This window comes from Marinomonas sp. S3726 (assembly GCF_000967665.1).
GTDB lineage: Bacteria > Pseudomonadota > Gammaproteobacteria > Pseudomonadales > Marinomonadaceae > Marinomonas.
Genome location: NZ_JXYC01000012.1, coordinates 1 through 15,912 on the forward strand (window position 1 = coordinate 1; position 15,912 = coordinate 15,912).

The window sequence follows — 15,912 nt, forward strand, 5'->3', positions numbered from 1 at the left end:
CTTCGGGTCTTTCAGAAAAAAGTATCACCCTGTGTTGTCACTTCTCGAAAGGTACCTACATTACGTCAAAGTAACGCCTTGTGTGATACTTTTTCTGAAAAGACTGAGAAGAGGTGACTTAATCGCAGGTTCCCTAGCTAAAGCGATTTTTCTACATCTTCAAGCTAGTGCACAACAGCAAGGTGTTTCTAGCTTATATTTACTTACTAATAGCGCAGAAGACTACTTTAAAGTTTTAGGTTTCTCACCAGTAATAAGAAACGAAGTGCCTTTGGCTATTCAAAATACCGATCAGTTTTCTTCACTTTGTCCTGACACAGCGACTGTGATGGCGCTGAATTTAAGTTGACGTTAAAACCGCGAAATATTTATCGTAAAAACGAATTAGGCATAAAATGAATTTGATATTTGCAATGACATTGCTAATCAATACAGATGTAGGTAGCTGTAGTGTTTCTTCACCTGATGGTTCTATTGAGTATGGACGCTTCTTCGATCTCTCTTTTCGCGAGACGGGAATGAGAGCCAATGGACTCTCAACAGCAGAGTCCATTAGTTTAAGCAAAGGTGAAAAAACAGATGCGTGGGCTTGTTTGCTTGAATCTTCTAGAAAGAAGTATTGTGGCGCAGTAGCCTTACTAAGCGGATGCTATAAACATGGCTTTCAACAAGGTGCTTTACAATGTTCGAAAGATATCGAGAAGCACAAAGAGTATATGGCTTTAAGAAAGGAGGTCTGTCCAAATTAAAGTGTTTCTCTCCAATACTGATGCTTTGTTTGAGCTTCTTTCATGCTTCTTGTATAAAATGCTTTTATCTAACAAACAGTTGTAAAAAAGCACTTATAAGACGTGCTTGTTCTCAGTAATTGGATCATTTTCAAGGAAACCTCATTGAGTACTAACAAACTTCTAAAGGCGTATAACCAGTATGAAAGAATTAAGCTTACCTTAGCGGGTTGTCAAAAGCTGGAAACCCCTGATTTAGTGAAGTTTGTTTCAGCTTATGATTTAGGAAGCTGTATCTCTTACTCTGATATTCAGGTCGAAGCATTAGAGGATAGAATAAAAGCTGAAATCAAGTTTTATCAGCAACTTAATGTACCCTTTAAATGGCACACTCTCAGTACGGACGCACCTAGCTCATTGGGTGAAAACCTTATTCGACAAGGTTTTGTAGCGGAAGAGAGTACCGCTTTGATGGTGCTGGACCTTGATGATGTAGCGCTCAATGATACGAGTGAGCTTATGGAAAAGCCTGAAGATATTTGTGTTGAAGTTTATGATAAAGAAGGCATTAAAGATGCTATTTCGGTTCAAAAGAAGGTTTGGGGTGGCGACTGTATTACTCAAGAGTCCCATTTGTTGCGACTTAAAGAAGAATCGCCAGAACAAATACTTATTTATGTCATTTATAAAGATAATCAGCCCGTTTCATCTGCCTGGTTAATGTGCCATCCAGACAGTCCTTTTGGCAGTATTTGGGCTGGTAATACTTTGGTACAGTATCGAGGTAGAGGTTTCTACTCAGCTTTACTCTCTAAACGTATTCAAGATGCTAAAACCCAAGGGCTTAAGTATTTGAGTATTCATGCTTCTAAAATGAGCCAGCCAATTGTCGCTAAACATGGGTTTGAGTGTATTGCAGAATCTAGGTCTTATTTATATACACCAGCCAGTATAGGGTTAAATCGTATTTGAGTAGTAACTTTAAAATTATTTATAGTGCTTAAATTAATCAGGTTAAGCTATAGAAGGTAAGTATGCGTACATTTCGTGGCGTTTCTAAAAAGAAGCAGCTAGAGCTAATTAGTCAATACTCGGTTTTAGAAACAGATGATGGAAGGTTAGAAGGTTGGCATTGTTTGGCTATTTCAGTTTTTGATCATTGGTTAGATCGTGATGAATTTATTTGTTTATTTAACCATCGAAAAGTTGAAGAGCAGAACTCAATTGATGCTCAATGGCTTACCTTTTATCAGCATATTGCTTTAGTCCCAGATTTATATATGGCTAAACATCGTTCGCTAGGTCGTGTTTTATTTAAAGAACCTAGGAATTCTGATTTATTAGTTAATCGACTCAAAATTCAGCAAACACAACCTTTTGTGCAATTAGTCTTTCCAAAATTTAAAGCAATCTACGTACAAGGTGATGATGATACTCACATATTGTACTTTGAATGCCATGATTCAGTTAGTCCCTTACTGGATATTATTAAAATATCAGGTCTGCATATCTTGCCATTAAAGACGAAATAAAGGTTCATCCCAAAAAGAAGTGCATGGACGAAATTTAATCACAAGGAAAGTTAAACCTTATGACCACCATTAATGCTAAATTGTTTGAAGAAACTAGCGCCACACATCCCGATACAAAAATGGAAAAAAACCTGACCGAACCCAAATCAGAACAGAGCCTATTAAATATGGCTTTATATGCCTGTGCCAGTATCCATCAGCCGCATGGGGTAAAAACTTTTTTGGCAGCACAGAGTTTAGCTGATTTTTTTCAAACGTCTTCCGCTCTTTCTCCGGAAAAAAATTCCACTATTGCACAGAAAGGGCGAGAAAAAAGACTTAAACAAGAGCCTATTGAAAAACCAGATATTTGGCAGCAGACATCAGACTTAATTGCAGAAAGTGAAATACAAGTAAAAGGTCAGTTTGCTTCTCTAGTGAGTGCGCCTGAATTCTCAGAATTTCGTATTTTTAAAGTACTAGATCTAGGTATTTATCCAGCCGCTTATCAGGCGATGTCACAATGGTATCAGAGTAAAGGTTTTGCAGTTATCTTTGCTCATTACCTATCAGTGGCCGCAAGCCATAATGAATACTTGTCTCACAATGTGACCATTTTACTTGCATTTAACCGACTTTACCCACAACTTGATGCTACTCAGATCGAACCCTTTTTGGATAGGTTTACGGAATTTGTGACATCAAGTTTCGCTGGTAAACGCCAAAAAATAGGTTCAGTAAAACAAGAGATTGAGCTGGAAGCTGAAAGGCCCATTGCTTTTAAAGTCTTGATAAATGCGTGTTTAGAACAGCCTAGCTTTTTTGGCCATAACCTGATTACACTGGCTTGGATCATGCGATCTAAAGCTGAGTTTAATGAGCCTCAGCTGGTGGGATTGACCAAAAACCTTTATCAGCAAGCAACTAACCCGTTAGATGACCCAGAAGATGAATTGGATAAGAGGCTCTTTGCTATGAGCCAAAGTAGCGAAAACCAAGAAGTCTTTGAACTAAACCTTAAGCATCTGATTTTTAAGCAATGTCATAATTTGCATCAGGTGACTCTTGCTGATGCATTGGCTTTTTTGTATCTCAGTTTTCCTCAAGAAAAAGCGGCTATTAGCCTCATCTCTGACTACTATGTGCGAGTGTTCGCATCTATAGAAAACTAAGTATCAATGGTATATGAATGCCTATATAGTTAACTAATTGAATAGAATAATGAACTTTCACTGGTTAAATAGGCATTTATGACAACGAATATTCTTACCACAGAGCGTCTTATTTTAAGATCTGTCACAGAGTCAGATTTTGAACCTCTCTTTCAAATGGCTTTTTCTGACCCAGATGTAATGCAACATGCTTTTGAAGCTAAGGTACTTTCTCGTGAAGAAGCCATGGCTTTCTTCTTAAAAGATTTTGATTTAGAAGCATCGGGTAAAAAAGCAGGGGTCATAATCGAAAAAAGTACGGGCGCCACAATTGGCTTTGGTGGATTAATCGCCAGTTCTGTCTTTGGCGAAGAGGATTACGAAATAGGGTTTGTATTTGCTAAAGATTCTTGGGGTAAGGGCTATGCAACTGAGATAGGCAAGGCGCAAATTGCTTATGGACTAGACACGCTTGGTTATGAACGTATGCTCGCATTTGTCGCACCTAAAAATTTAGCCTCTGTGGCAGTGCTAAAAAAGATAGGCATGTCTCATTTCAAAACGATCGAGACACAGACACGTGGCCCTCGAGAAGTTTATGCAGCTTTTGCGACAAACTTGCTTCGGGCAGATGCCTAGGTGGGCTTATTAAATCAGTTTTGTATCAGATCAGCTGTTGAGTTTGCTTTAGTCCGGACTTTCAAAAAATAACTATCGACAATTTCTTGATAGCGGCCATTGTCTTTAAATTGTTTTAAAACTCTATCAAACTCTTTAATTAATAGTGTGTGGTCTTTCTTTTTTGAAAAGGCAATATAACTTGGTGTTACTTGAATGGGAGGAGAGAGTAGACTGAGTGACTCGTTAAAGCCTAATTTTGCGATATCATTTTTTGCACCAAATTCATTACTTACCCAGATATTAATACGTTTAGCCTCTAGCATTTTGGCGCAAGATCCTGAACTCATTGTTCTCTGAACCTGTTTAAATTCACGGTTCTCAATGGCTTCATCTATGAGGGGGCCATAACTCACCTTGTTTACAATACAAAGCCGATAAGGTGAATAATCTGGCGATGTTTGAGCCACTTTACTTAATGAATTGGCATAATCACTATGAACAACAAGTCTTATTTTTTGGTCAAATAATACTCCTTGGTTGTAGTCTAAAAAAACTTCTCTCTCCTTGGTCTTAAACGCCGTAAAAATGGCATCTGCTCTTCCTTTTTTAACGTAAGCTATTGCTCTCGCCCAAGGTAAAACCTCTATGCTAATAGGCTGGTTTATTGACTGAAATACCTCTTCTATGAGAGTTACTGCAATGCCAGTGACTTGATTATCAACTACCTCGATATAGGGAGGGTACTCTAAAGAAACAAGCTTTAATGTGGTGGAAGCAAAGTTGGGTAAGCTGATTGTACCTAAAAGAAAAATAAATAAGAGATGTTTTATCATGAGTTTTTCGTCATATGTATGTTCATGATTAAGTGTAGACTAGCGCCGTTTTTTTATTCCAAAATTACAAAGATCACTGCTTTAACTAGCTTCATTGCTAAGCTTTTATGCTTTATCAGTTAGACACTTTTATGTTTAAAAGACCTTGAACTCCAATTCAATATTCTTCTTCTATACTGAAGGCGCACTCAATTGTTATTAGGTGTAAGCGTTTTATGTTGTGCTTAGTACGCCTTTTTTAAGCTCGGCATAAATACGTCTTTCAACGGAAGATTAATTGAATTTTTTCAAGGATGTTATTATGAGCCCGCTTGTAGATACTCCCGTAAAAACTCTCAAACTTTTAAAGCCACAAACAGCATCAAGGTTTTTCAAGCCAACTGAAACCAAAATCCGACTCAACCCCATTTCTTATCAGTCTCAGATAGAGAGGGTACTTAACGATGTCGATTGTATAGAGATTGGCACAACCAATGTCTGTAACCGTAAGTGTGTTTCTTGCCCTGTAGGAACGAGTGACATTGCAGATAAGCTAACGGCAAGTAGTGTGACTGATAGCCACTTTTCTCGCATACTGTCTAACCTTTCCGCCTTTAAACATAAGGCCTTTTCTTTGAGCCTACATGAATACAATGAGCCTTTAAAAGATAGAAGCATACTGGATAAATATCGCCTTGCTGGAAGGGCTTTTCCTAAGGCGAAACTCACCTTATTTACCAATGGAGATATGATACATAGCCAGAAACAAGGCTTTTATTCTCTTGAGCAGTTCTACGGGGTAGGGATTCGGCATATTCGCATTTCTATTTATGATGCAAACCCAGATAAATCAAAGGTGTTTGATCGTTTAGGTATAGAGAGATGTGCTTTTAAGCGCTATCAGAATAGGATTAAAAATCGTCTTGAGTTCTCCCATTACACTGAGTACCAAGGGGAAGAAGTACTAGTGCGGGTACTTTTCTTATCAACTCAAAAATTGAGTAATCGAGGGGGGATTATCGCCTCAGATAAACAAGTAAGCAGACAAGGAATTTGTTCCTTACCAAGACGCACCTTATCAATAGATTATAAGGGTAATTTGAAGATGTGTTGCAATGTACATCATATGGAAGAAGGGGCAGACACCTGGATGCACGGCTCCCTTTTAGATACGCCAATCAGTGATATTTTAATGAGTGATAGTTACGCCAATATGCGAAACAAAACTGCCATTGGCGATTACGCTCAGTTAGAAAAATGTCAGGTGTGCGACTTTTACCAAAAAAGCTCAGATCGCCTAGTGGGTGCGCTTTCTAATAAGTTTGGCAAAGTGCAGATTGAAGAGGAGCCTGCAGAGACTCAGCTGATAGAAAGAGAAGCTTATCTGGCTTCTCGTTTCTTAGAGGTTTAGTGTGCCACTGGTTTATTAAGCTTAACTTCATTTTCAGGTTGTTCAGTTAAATGCCTTATTCATTTACCTAGCTTAGGCTGGGTAAATGATGATTACCTGCGAATCTGCATTAGCGACAAAGTGAATACTAGCATCACGAACAAGTGTTCTTGCTTGAATGGTTTGGCCATTGATTACGCCGCTTCCTTTACTAAGAAACACCATGGCCTCTCCCGTTTGCTTCAAGCTTTGACCCGCTTCAAGGTTTGCAACATCGATAGCCGTTCGGCTATAAAAGCGCTCTTTTTGTGATTTATCGCCACCATATATTTGCACTCTTTTACCTATCACAGGTTCAAACACTTGATAGCCTGCTGGTTCACCTGCTTCATCAGGTAGAACCCAGAGTTGAATCATATGGTTAGGAGTAGTGTCAGGGTTTATCTCATCATGACGAAAACCTTCGGCTCCCGCTCTTTGTACCTGCGACATGCCTGCACTTAAACTCTGACCATGTTCTAGTGAACCCGCGTGGCTAATGTTGCCATCGACCATAACAGAAATAACGTCTATTTCTTTATGGCCATGCATGCCTGTTGTGCCATTAGGTTGAAAGTTAGCATCAGCAAGGTAAACAAAGTTCTCCAAACCATTAAACGCAGCAGGGTGCTTACGTGGCCCAAATACTTTTTGATCGGTAACAAATTGGCGCTCTAATAAGCCTGCAAAGCCACCTTGAGGTAAATCATCGTACTTTAGAATTTGCATATTGATCTTCCCATACGGTTAAATGTTTAAATCGATAAGCAAACTATAGTTGTTGTTAATTGCTGGATATATATCGTTACTTAGAACATATTGTTGCTTTATTGATAACTAATATGCTGAAAGAAGATAGCGCCGCTAAGAGAGGGATAAACTATGCCAAGCGTGGTGATTGAGGTGAGAAAAAATCATGGTCAAGCTTTAGAAAGTGAGATTATAAAAGCGGTTTATCAGGCTATGGAATCAGCTTTTAATATCTCGCCTTCTGATAGCACCATACGTTTAATTGTGCACGAACCTCATAGATATCAGCCTGACCCTGATTTAGACCAAGGTGAGCTACATACGCATATCAGCATAGATACCTTTGTTGGCCGCAGTATTGAAATGAAGCGGGAACTTTATCAAAACATAGTGACTAATTTAGACGTGCTTGGCATTCCCAAAAATCATGTCGAAATACTGCTACGTGAAGTACAGTATGAAAATTGGGGCATAAGAGGCGGGCAAGCTGCCTGTGACCTTATTTAATCATCAAGCTCAATAATAGAGTTGTTAGGCAATACTTAATAAAACTGTTTGTTTGATGTTACTACTTCACAAAAAGCCACCCTAAATCATTTATTTAGCGTGGCTTTTTTATTCTATTAATTCAGCTTTGAAGCAAGCTAATTGATCTTTTTCGTTTCAATATATGTCATATTTTTTATTTTTTGGATGCTTTTATGATTAATCGCATTGAGTTGTCAGGTTTTTTGTTTTGAGTTTCTAAAAATCTAAAAAAGATATGAACTTTGATGCAGAATCTCATTCAGTTTTGAACGTGACAGAAAAGCTTGCTGCATACGTTGTATTGGAATCTTGCTTTAGGGAAGAGTAACAAAATAAATATATTTACCTATAAGCAACCAAATCACATAGTGACTGTCATAAAAGAAAGCGAAAATATGGCAAATTGATACTTAGCTTTGACTTTATAGGCGCTAGCCTGACAAACCTTAAAGAAAACTGAATTTTTTATTCCATTAGGATTTTATGTGAGTAAAAAAAGTGTATTTTCTGTGGATTTGGACTCGGCTGCCTAATTTGTTATGTATCTTTATGTTAAAATATTTTCATATAATCCAAAATAAATTAGGTGAGTCATGGAAAAAATATTTTCATATGGCACGTTACAAAAGGATTCAGTACAAGTTGCCACCTTTGGTAGAGCGTTAACAGGAACAAAAGATAAGCTCGTTGGCTATTTGCTAACAAACTCTACCGAAGCTAGGTTACAGCAGGCAAGTTTGACCTATACAGGTGATGAAACAGACGTTGTTGAAGGCATGTTGTTTGAAGTTTCTCCTTCAGAGTTGTGTAAGGCGGATGATTATTCGGTTGTTGATGATTGTATCCGTGTTAAAGAAGATGTGATATCTGGTCAAAGAGCTTGGGTCTATGTTTGGGCTGATACGGATGTTTTCTTAGTTTAGCCTTCTTGGCTAACGCGCTTAGTCTTATTTCACCCCTGATCAAGTGTGTCAGGGGAGTGGAGGTAAATTCTTACTTTATTTACCCTGCTTAATTTCTCTTAAGTATTTAAATACGGTAGCACGGCCCATATTGAGCACACTAGCAACATAGTTCTGTGTGCTTTTCCCCTCGAATGCGCCTTCCTCGTACAGGGCTTCTACTAAGGCTCGTTTATGTTTATGGCTTAGGCTATTCATATTCAATCTATTTTCGTTTAACCAGTGATGGATAAAGGAATTGATTCTTTCTTGCCAATCATCGTGAAAAAGCTTATCTGGTTGGGGTACTAATTGAGCGCCAGACAAAAAAGTATCCAATAAGGTTTTCGCTGCTTCAAAGCTGGCAATATTCATATTGATACAAAGCATGCCGATTTGCTGATTATCATCATCTCTTAAAACTATGCTGGTGGAACGGATATTGACGCCATCCCAATTTAGCTTTTCATAAGGCCCAATGACATTCTCGCTCTCATCAAATTCGACTTCGTCTAACGCTGCGTCATCTCCAAGATTTCGTTTGGAAATATTATTGGCGATATAAACCACGGTTTGTGTACGTAAATCATGGATAACGACTTCTACATAACCAGAAAAAAGAAGCACTATGCCATCTGCAAGGTTGCCGTATCGTTGAATTAGAATGTTGTCACTGTCTTGATTTTTAATCATAAAAACTCTTTTTTAAATTACCTCACAATCATACCGATTGTCGCTTTCTAGTGTAAAGCCTTCTCATCTTAAGCAATTGTTATTGCTTGTCTTCTTCATTGTTTAACTAGGTACTTCCTGTAGCGCTTATTAATCGATTTTTAAGATTCTCTTGTTTAAGAAAGTATGCAGATTTTGCCAAAACTCAAACCTGTTAACGCTAATCAATCTTGAGATAGTTAGAAAAACAGGATTGACGAAGAATACTTAAAAGTCTACAGTGGACTTTATTGTATATCAAATAGCTTTTTACATATGGGTTAAGAGGTCTTTTATGTCAGCAAATCTTTCTGCGTTTAATCATGATGTTGCCCCGGTTTTTTTAACGGAAACAGAGCTAAAACCTTATTTAAATAGGCTTGATGTTACGGCATGTTTGCGTGATTTATTTTTAGCGCTCGCACAAGATAAGGCAGTACAACCCGCGCAATCTTTAACACTCTTGCCGGATGATAAAGGGGATTTCATCACCTATCAGGGCGCTGTTGCAGGTGCGGATGTATTTGGAGCCAAGTTATCGCCATATCTTGTCACCTCAGATAAACCAATCATTACCGCTTGGACAACGCTTATGTCATCACGCACTGGCAAGCCTTTGTTATGTTGTGACTCAGGCTTACTGACCCTAGAGCGTACCGCTGGTACCACCGCTTTGGCTGTTGATCAGCTGGCTAAGAAAGAATCAAAACACCTGGCCATTATTGGCAGTGGCAGTGTTGCTCAAGCCCATTTAAAACATGTCTTAAACTTAAGGCAGTGGCAGAGTATTTCGGTTTACTCACCAAGCTTAAATGAAGATGCAAGCCTTCAAGACAGACTGATGACGATAGACAAAAGAGTCCAGATAAGTTCAACGAGTAGCGCGTGCATACAAGATGCTGATGTGATTATGCTTTGCACCTCATCAGGAACGCCTGTAATTGAGATGCAAGACCTGACAAAACAAGATGTGCTGATCACTTCTATTAGTACCAATGTGGCTAATGCCCATGAGATTGCGCCAAGTGCATTAAGCCAGATGGATGTCTATTGTGATTATAAAGCCACCACACCAGCAAGTGCCGGTGAAATGAAACTAGCGAGTGAGCAAGCTAATTGGACAAGTGCAGAGGTAAAGGGGGATCTTGCCGACTTGGTTAACCAAGATGTTGAAAAGCCTAGCTATCAAAAGCCTGTTTTCTTTAGGTCGATTGGCCTAGGGCTCGAAGACATCGCTATGGCGTATGGTATCTGGACCCAATTAGAAAGCAGCCGAGTTTAATTAATTTTTAACCTAAAAATCACAATAACAAACACTTATTACCTTAGGTAAAGAGGACAGTAGATGAAAATCAGAGAGTTTGGCGTCGAAATATGGATGAATGAGTACGAAAATAACTGTGACTATAACCTAGCAGAAACCTGTGTTGAGTCTCTAACATTAGACCAACTAGTGACCATGGCAGGAAAAAAAGACAGTTTTGCCGATGATATGTTAGCCATGAAACTTACTTATGGCGCTATCGAAGGTTCTGATCGCCTTAGGGATAACATTGCGTCTTTATATGCTAAGCAGTCACGTCAAAACACCATAGTGACTCACGGTGCGATTGGTGCGAATGCATTGATACACGAAACACTCGTTAGCCCAGGTGATAGAATCATCTCTGTATTACCTACTTACCAGCAGCATTATTCTATTCCTGAAAGCTATGGGGCTGATGTTCAAATTCTAAAACTGCGTGAAGACAATGCGTTTTTACCAGACTTAGAAGAACTAAAAAGCTTGGTGAATGAGAACACCAAGTTAATCGTACTGAATAACCCCAACAACCCAACTGGTTCCTTAATGGATGCTGACTTTCTAACGAAAATCGTTGAAATCGCCTGTACTTGCGGCGCTTATGTTTTGTGTGACGAGGTATATCGCGGGATAGATCAAGAAGGCGAGGGCACAACCGCGTCTATAGCCGATCTTTATGAAAAAGGTATCAGCACTAGCAGTATGTCTAAGGCTTTCTCTCTCGCTGGATTACGTTTGGGTTGGATAGTAGCACCAGAAGAAGTGATACATCAGGTGGCAATTCACCGTGATTACAACACCATAAGTGTTGGCATGATTAACGACTATCTTGCTTGCATGGCGCTTGAGAATCGCGACGCCATTCTTAACAGAAGTAAGCAAATGACTCGCGAGAACCTAGCGCTTCTAGATGCTTGGGTTCAAGAGGAAGACAAGGTGAGTTACATCAAGCCAAAGTCTGGTACGACTACCTTGCTCAAGTTTGATACCGACATGAATTCTAGGGATTTTTGTGTCTCCCTACTAAAAGCCAAAGGCGTTATGTTTACTCCTGGCAGTGCTATGGATATGGAAGGTTATGTCCGTATTGGTTTTGCTAATAATCCTGATGTGATGAAAGTGGGCTTAAAACTGGTTAGTGATTTTTTGAAAGACATCTAACGAAAGTCATTAATCACGGCTATTTATCACAATTATTTATTTCAATTAATAACTACTAATAAAAGATACTGAGCCTAACCTGCTGTGGGGCGGGTTTCGCTCGGTCAAAATCAACCAAAACGATAGGATAAAACCATGAAAATAACTAAAACACTCATGCTTGCTTTGTCAGTTTCTATCGCCTCCCTTGGCAGCGTGGCACAGGCGGCAGATAAAATTACCATAGCAACAGAAGGGGCATGGGCACCTTTTAACTTTATTGATGCGAATGGTGAACCACAAGGATTTGATGTGGATATCGCTAAAGCCCTTTGTGTCAAAATGAATAAAGAGTGTGACATAGTCACATTAGACTTTGATGGTCTGATTCCTGGCTTAAAAGTGAAAAAGTACGATGCTATCTCAGCCAGTATTTCGATCACTGAAGAGCGTATGAAGCAAGTAGACTTCACTTATCCTATCTATTCTGGCGGCCTGCGTTTTATGGCTGCAAAAAACAAAGACTTTGATACCGCAAGAAGTGCCCTTAAAGGCAAAACCATTGGCGCACAAAGGTCGACCATCGCCGCTAAATACTTAGAAGATTATTTGTCTGATGTGGTTGATATCAAGCTTTACGGCAATAACGATAATGTTTATTTAGACTTACAAGCGGGGCGTTTAGATGGCGCCTTGTCTGATGAGTTACCGACCTATGACTGGTTAAAATCAGAAAGTGGGCAAGACTTTGAGTTTAAAGGTGAAGCCTTTGCAAAAGATGACAAGATCGCCATCGTTGTTCGTAAAGGTAATGATGAACTGAGAGAAGGTTTCAATAAGGCAATCGAGCAAATCGTTGAAGATGGCACTTACGCCAAGATCAACGCTAAATATTTCCCATTTTCAATTTACTAGGTTGAAGCTTTAAGCTGAAGCCATAAATTGGTGCTGTCAGTTTAAAGAGTAAGGTTTTTTAAGTTTAATGATTTTATCCCAGCCTAGTCTGGGATTTTTTTGTTTGGAAAGTAGCTAAAATGAGTTCGCTTCGTTGTAGTGTTAAAGTTTTAAATAATTAGAATCAATTAGTTAAAAGGGTTATTTGAAAATAAACTTGCATGGTAAGTAAAGCTGGAAATGAAATATCGTGCAGGCAGGTTTAACTAGAAAGACATTAATAGGTGAAAAGTGCTTTCCTTTTCAATCTTTTTTAATTAAATGCAGCGTTTATGTACTTGTAAGTATGGCTTAAAAGGGAATTTTATAATATGAAGACAAAAATAATACTAAGTATAGTCGTTTCAATTTTGCTGGCTGTTTACAACACATCGGTACAAGCTAACGTTACAAATTATGAAGCTAAGGGTAATTTAGAGTCTCCAAATCCAGTTGGATGTATTAAGGTAAATGAACTCACTAATCAACAAAATCCAGTTGATATATTTACAGGCTTAAATACTTGCTTGATCAATCATGATTACAAGAATGCTGCGGAGTTATATTTTGCAGGTATGTCTTATGGTCTTTTTGATGCTAAGCGTGTTTTAGATAACACTGCACACCAAGCAATCTTAGTTTTACGTATGAACGTATTTTCATCTCAATCACAGGATGTTATGGAAAAGCTGCAAACAGAGCTTTCTAGAATCATATCTGATAATACTGAAATCTGCGGAAGCCTTATGAATTTGGGGGCACCAGTATATTATCCAAATTATATGGTTCAACATGGTATTAGAGCATTTACTGATCGAGGAACAAGGGATGGGCTGATTGAACAATTTGATTCAGGTCTGGCTTGGAAAGAAGTTTTATCTACTAATGTAAACTGTGTTTAGTAGATACGCAGAAACTCAATTTAGATTAACTTGCACAAAACTTTAATAGCTTTAACTGGTTGAAATCATCTTACAAAGCATAGATGAAAGTGAAAACCATGTCTTATATACGTAATGGAGTAAATCTTGAAAATTGTCCAAATAACTTTCATTTTTGTTTTTTTATCTCATCTCTTGCCAAAGCGGATAATTTTCCAGAATCCTATTTTGAGGAAGAGCTAAAAAATATCAATCAAACCGTCACGATAGATTTAAAGGATATTGAGCCTGGTGAGACATTAGAGGTAAAAGCATTAGGAAGAAATGTTCTTATATATAGACGAACAGCCAAGGATTTAAGATACCTTTCTAACCATTATGGTGACGCCGTTGTTGATCCACTCAATAAGAATTGGGTAAAAGCAATAGATTACCGCCCTTCTACCTTAGACTCTGTTTGGAAAAAAGTGCTTTCGGATACGCAAGAACAATATGAATTGAAGCATGATAGATCTCTGTTGAAAGACTACATAATAGTTTTGGGCCATTCACCTTTCTCTAGTTGTGCTATTTATGTAACGCCTAAACCAACACATAAGCATGCTGTTTTTTATGATATATGTAAGAGAACAGAGTATGACTCATCAGGGAGGGTGTTAAAGAATACAGGCTACAGTGAATTAGATATTTTTAATCTTCACATCCCACCTTACAAAGTGATCGATTCAACAAAGATAGAACTAGGGCTTAAAACCCCAAGTAAGCATGATCAAACTGGGCAGATTAATAAAATTGATTATTTTGGTTTAACCCCGCAAGAAAAATTGTGGTTGGCTGCTCAAAATAATGATTTTGACACAATCAAAAAGTCTATTCAGCAGGGAGCCAATCCAAACAAGATAGAATATAGAGGGAATGCGCTTGATTATGCCATAACAGGCAGTAGTTATGAGGTTGTTACTTATTTACTGGCTAAAGGTGCAAAGCAAACAGCTGTAACCAAAGATATGATAGAAATTGTTAGAAGAGATGAGATCTATCAACTGTTGGAAGTACCAAAAAAACAATAAAGTTAGCTTCTTTTAAATGTTGAGGTCGCGCTAAATCTATAGGATTCATATGAAACTCTTACTTTTGTTTTTTATGCTTTTTTCCCCGCTATCTAGTGCTGGTGATTTTGAAGACGTTAAGAATGCACAAGGTATCTCAGAATATCTAAAGTTTGATGAGCAGGTTGAAGTTGCGAAACTAGGAGTGCTTAAAAATAAGTATATTGTCTATAACTACACTTCAATTTGGGGACGCGCGAAGCGAGCGAGTAATAGACTAATTATTTTGAATATTCAGCATCAAATGCTAGGTATGTACGAGATTACAGAATGGGCAATATCAATTGAAGATAGCTGTATCATGTTCCCATTTGACACTGAGGTAGGAAATAATATATGCCTAATTAACAATAATCTTCCAAAGGCTGTATGGCTTGATGGTGAAAAATTTGAATTATTTAAGTAAAAATTGAACAGACCAAGCAATCTGGCGCTGTTAAAAACTTGAACAACTTTAACCTAGTTGGAAATGAGCCTTGGTTATGAACTCATGTTAGGGCAGTTTAAAAACGGGTCTATCAAAGCACCAAGTTCCAAATAAAATCCTAGCCTTGTCTAGGATTTTTACCTTATGAAGCCGCTTGTTTGGCTTTCATTTCTTATATACTTTATTCTACATCCTCTTAATTTATCAAGTAAAAGCTAATCAATTCAAAGGGGTATATATGGAGATTAACTTTAATCAATTAGCTGTGACTGACTATGGCAGTGTGTTGGGGCGTGAGCATTTTATGGATTATAAAATCAAGCCGCTTTGGCCAAATATGCCAGCGATTTATGGGCCTGCTTATACGGTACAGTTAGCTTCTGGGGATAATTTGATGTTACATGCAGCGATATATGAAGCGCCGAAGGGTAGCATTATCGTGGTGGATGGCGTCGATGGTCTTGCAGCTGTGGCAGGTGGTAATGTGTGTGCTGTTGCCAAAGAGCGTGGTATTAAAGGCTTTATTATTGATGGTGTCATTCGTGACTTGGGTGAGATTATCCAGATGCAGTTTCCAGTTTATGCCAGAGGCGTATTCCCTGTGCCGGGTGCTAAGTCTGTTTATACTGAGCCTGCTCAGCCGATTGTTTGTGGTGGCGTGAAGGTGAAAACAGGTGACATGATAGTCGCTGATATAGAAGGTATTGCTGTCTTAGCTCAGAATAATTTGAGCGCTATCTATGACAAGGCGTTTGAAAAAGCTGATAAAGAAGCGCAAATGGGGTTGGTCAAATGGCGTGAAAACCATGAGGCAAAAATAAAAGAAGCATTAATACAGGCTAAACAAGCGGGATAAAGCATATTTGGTTTTAGCTTATTTTTCGCTAGTTACTGATAATTATTATTGTTTGAAGTAAAGTACAGCGATTACTAATAT

Annotated in this window: 19 protein-coding genes; 16 read left to right on the forward strand and 3 right to left on the reverse strand. The window is 38.4% G+C overall.

Features of this window, described 5'->3' with window-relative positions:
* From TW85_RS25445 to TW85_RS10685, 6 genes are all read left to right on the forward strand, one after another.
* A partial coding sequence (locus TW85_RS25445) for a hypothetical protein (protein ID WP_272947164.1) occupies positions 1–349 on the forward strand: 349 nt, incomplete at its 5' end.
* 46 nt (positions 350–395) lie between these two features.
* Positions 396–749 carry a hypothetical protein gene (locus tag TW85_RS10665; protein WP_046017110.1) on the forward strand — a complete coding sequence of 118 codons (354 nt, stop codon included), beginning with the start codon at positions 396–398 and terminating at the stop codon, positions 747–749.
* A gap of 144 nt (positions 750–893) precedes the next feature.
* Positions 894–1,700 (forward strand): GNAT family N-acetyltransferase, encoded by an 807-nt coding sequence (locus TW85_RS10670; RefSeq protein WP_046017111.1) that lies wholly within the window; start codon positions 894–896, stop codon positions 1,698–1,700.
* 62 nt (positions 1,701–1,762) lie between these two features.
* Positions 1,763–2,260: a hypothetical protein gene (locus TW85_RS10675; RefSeq protein ID WP_046017112.1), complete on the forward strand. Its 498-nt coding sequence runs from the start codon at positions 1,763–1,765 to the stop codon at positions 2,258–2,260.
* A gap of 59 nt (positions 2,261–2,319) precedes the next feature.
* Entirely contained in the window at positions 2,320–3,411 is a 1,092-nt protein-coding gene (locus TW85_RS10680) for a hypothetical protein (RefSeq protein WP_052702096.1), read from the forward strand.
* A gap of 78 nt (positions 3,412–3,489) precedes the next feature.
* Positions 3,490–4,029 (forward strand): GNAT family N-acetyltransferase, encoded by a 540-nt coding sequence (locus tag TW85_RS10685; RefSeq protein WP_046017113.1) that lies wholly within the window; start codon positions 3,490–3,492, stop codon positions 4,027–4,029.
* Positions 4,030–4,043: 14 nt separating this feature from the next.
* Here the strand turns inward: TW85_RS10685 and TW85_RS10690 are convergent, their stop codons facing one another.
* Positions 4,044–4,844, reverse strand: a complete 801-nt coding sequence (locus TW85_RS10690) for a transporter substrate-binding domain-containing protein (RefSeq protein WP_046017114.1) — start codon at positions 4,842–4,844, stop codon at positions 4,044–4,046.
* A gap of 301 nt (positions 4,845–5,145) precedes the next feature.
* On the opposite strand from TW85_RS10690, the gene TW85_RS10695 reads away from it, so the two are divergent.
* Positions 5,146–6,234, forward strand: a complete 1,089-nt coding sequence (locus TW85_RS10695; protein ID WP_046017115.1) for an SPASM domain-containing protein — start codon at positions 5,146–5,148, stop codon at positions 6,232–6,234.
* Between the two features lie 72 nt (positions 6,235–6,306).
* Here the strand turns inward: TW85_RS10695 and TW85_RS10700 are convergent, their stop codons facing one another.
* Complete coding sequence (locus tag TW85_RS10700; protein ID WP_046017116.1) at positions 6,307–6,981, reverse strand: pirin family protein; 675 nt, start codon at positions 6,979–6,981, stop codon at positions 6,307–6,309.
* Between the two features lie 153 nt (positions 6,982–7,134).
* On the opposite strand from TW85_RS10700, the gene TW85_RS10705 reads away from it, so the two are divergent.
* Both TW85_RS10705 and TW85_RS10710 read left to right on the forward strand, forming a co-directional pair.
* Positions 7,135–7,509, forward strand: coding sequence for a tautomerase family protein (locus TW85_RS10705; RefSeq protein ID WP_046017117.1), 375 nt, complete (start codon positions 7,135–7,137; stop codon positions 7,507–7,509).
* A 614-nt stretch (positions 7,510–8,123) separates the two neighbouring features.
* The gene (locus TW85_RS10710) at positions 8,124–8,453 is read left to right on the forward strand and encodes a gamma-glutamylcyclotransferase family protein (RefSeq protein ID WP_046017118.1); all 330 of its coding nucleotides are present in this window, start codon (positions 8,124–8,126) and stop codon (positions 8,451–8,453) included.
* Positions 8,454–8,528: 75 nt separating this feature from the next.
* Here the strand turns inward: TW85_RS10710 and TW85_RS10715 are convergent, their stop codons facing one another.
* Positions 8,529–9,164 (reverse strand): PAS domain-containing protein, encoded by a 636-nt coding sequence (locus tag TW85_RS10715; RefSeq protein ID WP_046017119.1) that lies wholly within the window; start codon positions 9,162–9,164, stop codon positions 8,529–8,531.
* A gap of 313 nt (positions 9,165–9,477) precedes the next feature.
* On the opposite strand from TW85_RS10715, the gene TW85_RS10720 reads away from it, so the two are divergent.
* The 7 genes from TW85_RS10720 to TW85_RS10750 all read left to right on the forward strand — a co-directional run bounded on the left by TW85_RS10720 (position 9,478) and on the right by TW85_RS10750 (position 15,831).
* Positions 9,478–10,464 carry an ornithine cyclodeaminase family protein gene (locus TW85_RS10720; RefSeq protein WP_046017120.1) on the forward strand — a complete coding sequence of 329 codons (987 nt, stop codon included), beginning with the start codon at positions 9,478–9,480 and terminating at the stop codon, positions 10,462–10,464.
* Between the two features lie 63 nt (positions 10,465–10,527).
* Complete coding sequence (locus tag TW85_RS10725) at positions 10,528–11,646, forward strand: aminotransferase (protein ID WP_046017121.1); 1,119 nt, start codon at positions 10,528–10,530, stop codon at positions 11,644–11,646.
* Positions 11,647–11,781: 135 nt separating this feature from the next.
* On the forward strand, positions 11,782–12,540 hold the full coding sequence (locus TW85_RS10730; protein WP_046017122.1) for a transporter substrate-binding domain-containing protein: 759 nt from the start codon (positions 11,782–11,784) through the stop codon (positions 12,538–12,540).
* 350 nt (positions 12,541–12,890) lie between these two features.
* Positions 12,891–13,460 carry a hypothetical protein gene (locus TW85_RS10735; RefSeq protein WP_046017123.1) on the forward strand — a complete coding sequence of 190 codons (570 nt, stop codon included), beginning with the start codon at positions 12,891–12,893 and terminating at the stop codon, positions 13,458–13,460.
* Positions 13,461–13,558: 98 nt separating this feature from the next.
* Positions 13,559–14,509, forward strand: a complete 951-nt coding sequence (locus TW85_RS10740) for a hypothetical protein (RefSeq protein WP_046017124.1) — start codon at positions 13,559–13,561, stop codon at positions 14,507–14,509.
* A gap of 49 nt (positions 14,510–14,558) precedes the next feature.
* A complete protein-coding gene (locus tag TW85_RS10745) occupies positions 14,559–14,954 on the forward strand; it encodes a hypothetical protein (RefSeq protein ID WP_046017125.1) in 396 nt (131 codons plus the stop codon).
* Positions 14,955–15,213: 259 nt separating this feature from the next.
* Complete coding sequence (locus TW85_RS10750) at positions 15,214–15,831, forward strand: RraA family protein (RefSeq protein ID WP_046017126.1); 618 nt, start codon at positions 15,214–15,216, stop codon at positions 15,829–15,831.
* Positions 15,832–15,912 lie beyond the last annotated feature (81 nt).

Excerpts from the sequence above, each read along its gene's own strand:
- TW85_RS10665 (WP_046017110.1), top strand. The coding sequence starts at position 396 with ATGAATTTGATATTTGCAATGACATTGCTAATCAATACAGATGTAGGT.
- TW85_RS10675 (WP_046017112.1), top strand. The coding sequence starts at position 1,763 with ATGCGTACATTTCGTGGCGTTTCTAAAAAGAAGCAGCTAGAGCTAATT.
- TW85_RS10680 (WP_052702096.1), top strand. The coding sequence starts at position 2,320 with ATGACCACCATTAATGCTAAATTGTTTGAAGAAACTAGCGCCACACAT.
- TW85_RS10685 (WP_046017113.1), top strand. The coding sequence starts at position 3,490 with ATGACAACGAATATTCTTACCACAGAGCGTCTTATTTTAAGATCTGTC.
- TW85_RS10690 (WP_046017114.1), bottom strand. The coding sequence starts at position 4,844 with ATGATAAAACATCTCTTATTTATTTTTCTTTTAGGTACAATCAGCTTA.
- TW85_RS10695 (WP_046017115.1), top strand. The coding sequence starts at position 5,146 with ATGAGCCCGCTTGTAGATACTCCCGTAAAAACTCTCAAACTTTTAAAG.
- TW85_RS10700 (WP_046017116.1), bottom strand. The coding sequence starts at position 6,981 with ATGCAAATTCTAAAGTACGATGATTTACCTCAAGGTGGCTTTGCAGGC.
- TW85_RS10705 (WP_046017117.1), top strand. The coding sequence starts at position 7,135 with ATGCCAAGCGTGGTGATTGAGGTGAGAAAAAATCATGGTCAAGCTTTA.
- TW85_RS10710 (WP_046017118.1), top strand. The coding sequence starts at position 8,124 with ATGGAAAAAATATTTTCATATGGCACGTTACAAAAGGATTCAGTACAA.
- TW85_RS10715 (WP_046017119.1), bottom strand. The coding sequence starts at position 9,164 with ATGATTAAAAATCAAGACAGTGACAACATTCTAATTCAACGATACGGC.
- TW85_RS10720 (WP_046017120.1), top strand. The coding sequence starts at position 9,478 with ATGTCAGCAAATCTTTCTGCGTTTAATCATGATGTTGCCCCGGTTTTT.
- TW85_RS10725 (WP_046017121.1), top strand. The coding sequence starts at position 10,528 with ATGAAAATCAGAGAGTTTGGCGTCGAAATATGGATGAATGAGTACGAA.
- TW85_RS10730 (WP_046017122.1), top strand. The coding sequence starts at position 11,782 with ATGAAAATAACTAAAACACTCATGCTTGCTTTGTCAGTTTCTATCGCC.
- TW85_RS10735 (WP_046017123.1), top strand. The coding sequence starts at position 12,891 with ATGAAGACAAAAATAATACTAAGTATAGTCGTTTCAATTTTGCTGGCT.
- TW85_RS10740 (WP_046017124.1), top strand. The coding sequence starts at position 13,559 with ATGTCTTATATACGTAATGGAGTAAATCTTGAAAATTGTCCAAATAAC.
- TW85_RS10745 (WP_046017125.1), top strand. The coding sequence starts at position 14,559 with ATGAAACTCTTACTTTTGTTTTTTATGCTTTTTTCCCCGCTATCTAGT.
- TW85_RS10750 (WP_046017126.1), top strand. The coding sequence starts at position 15,214 with ATGGAGATTAACTTTAATCAATTAGCTGTGACTGACTATGGCAGTGTG.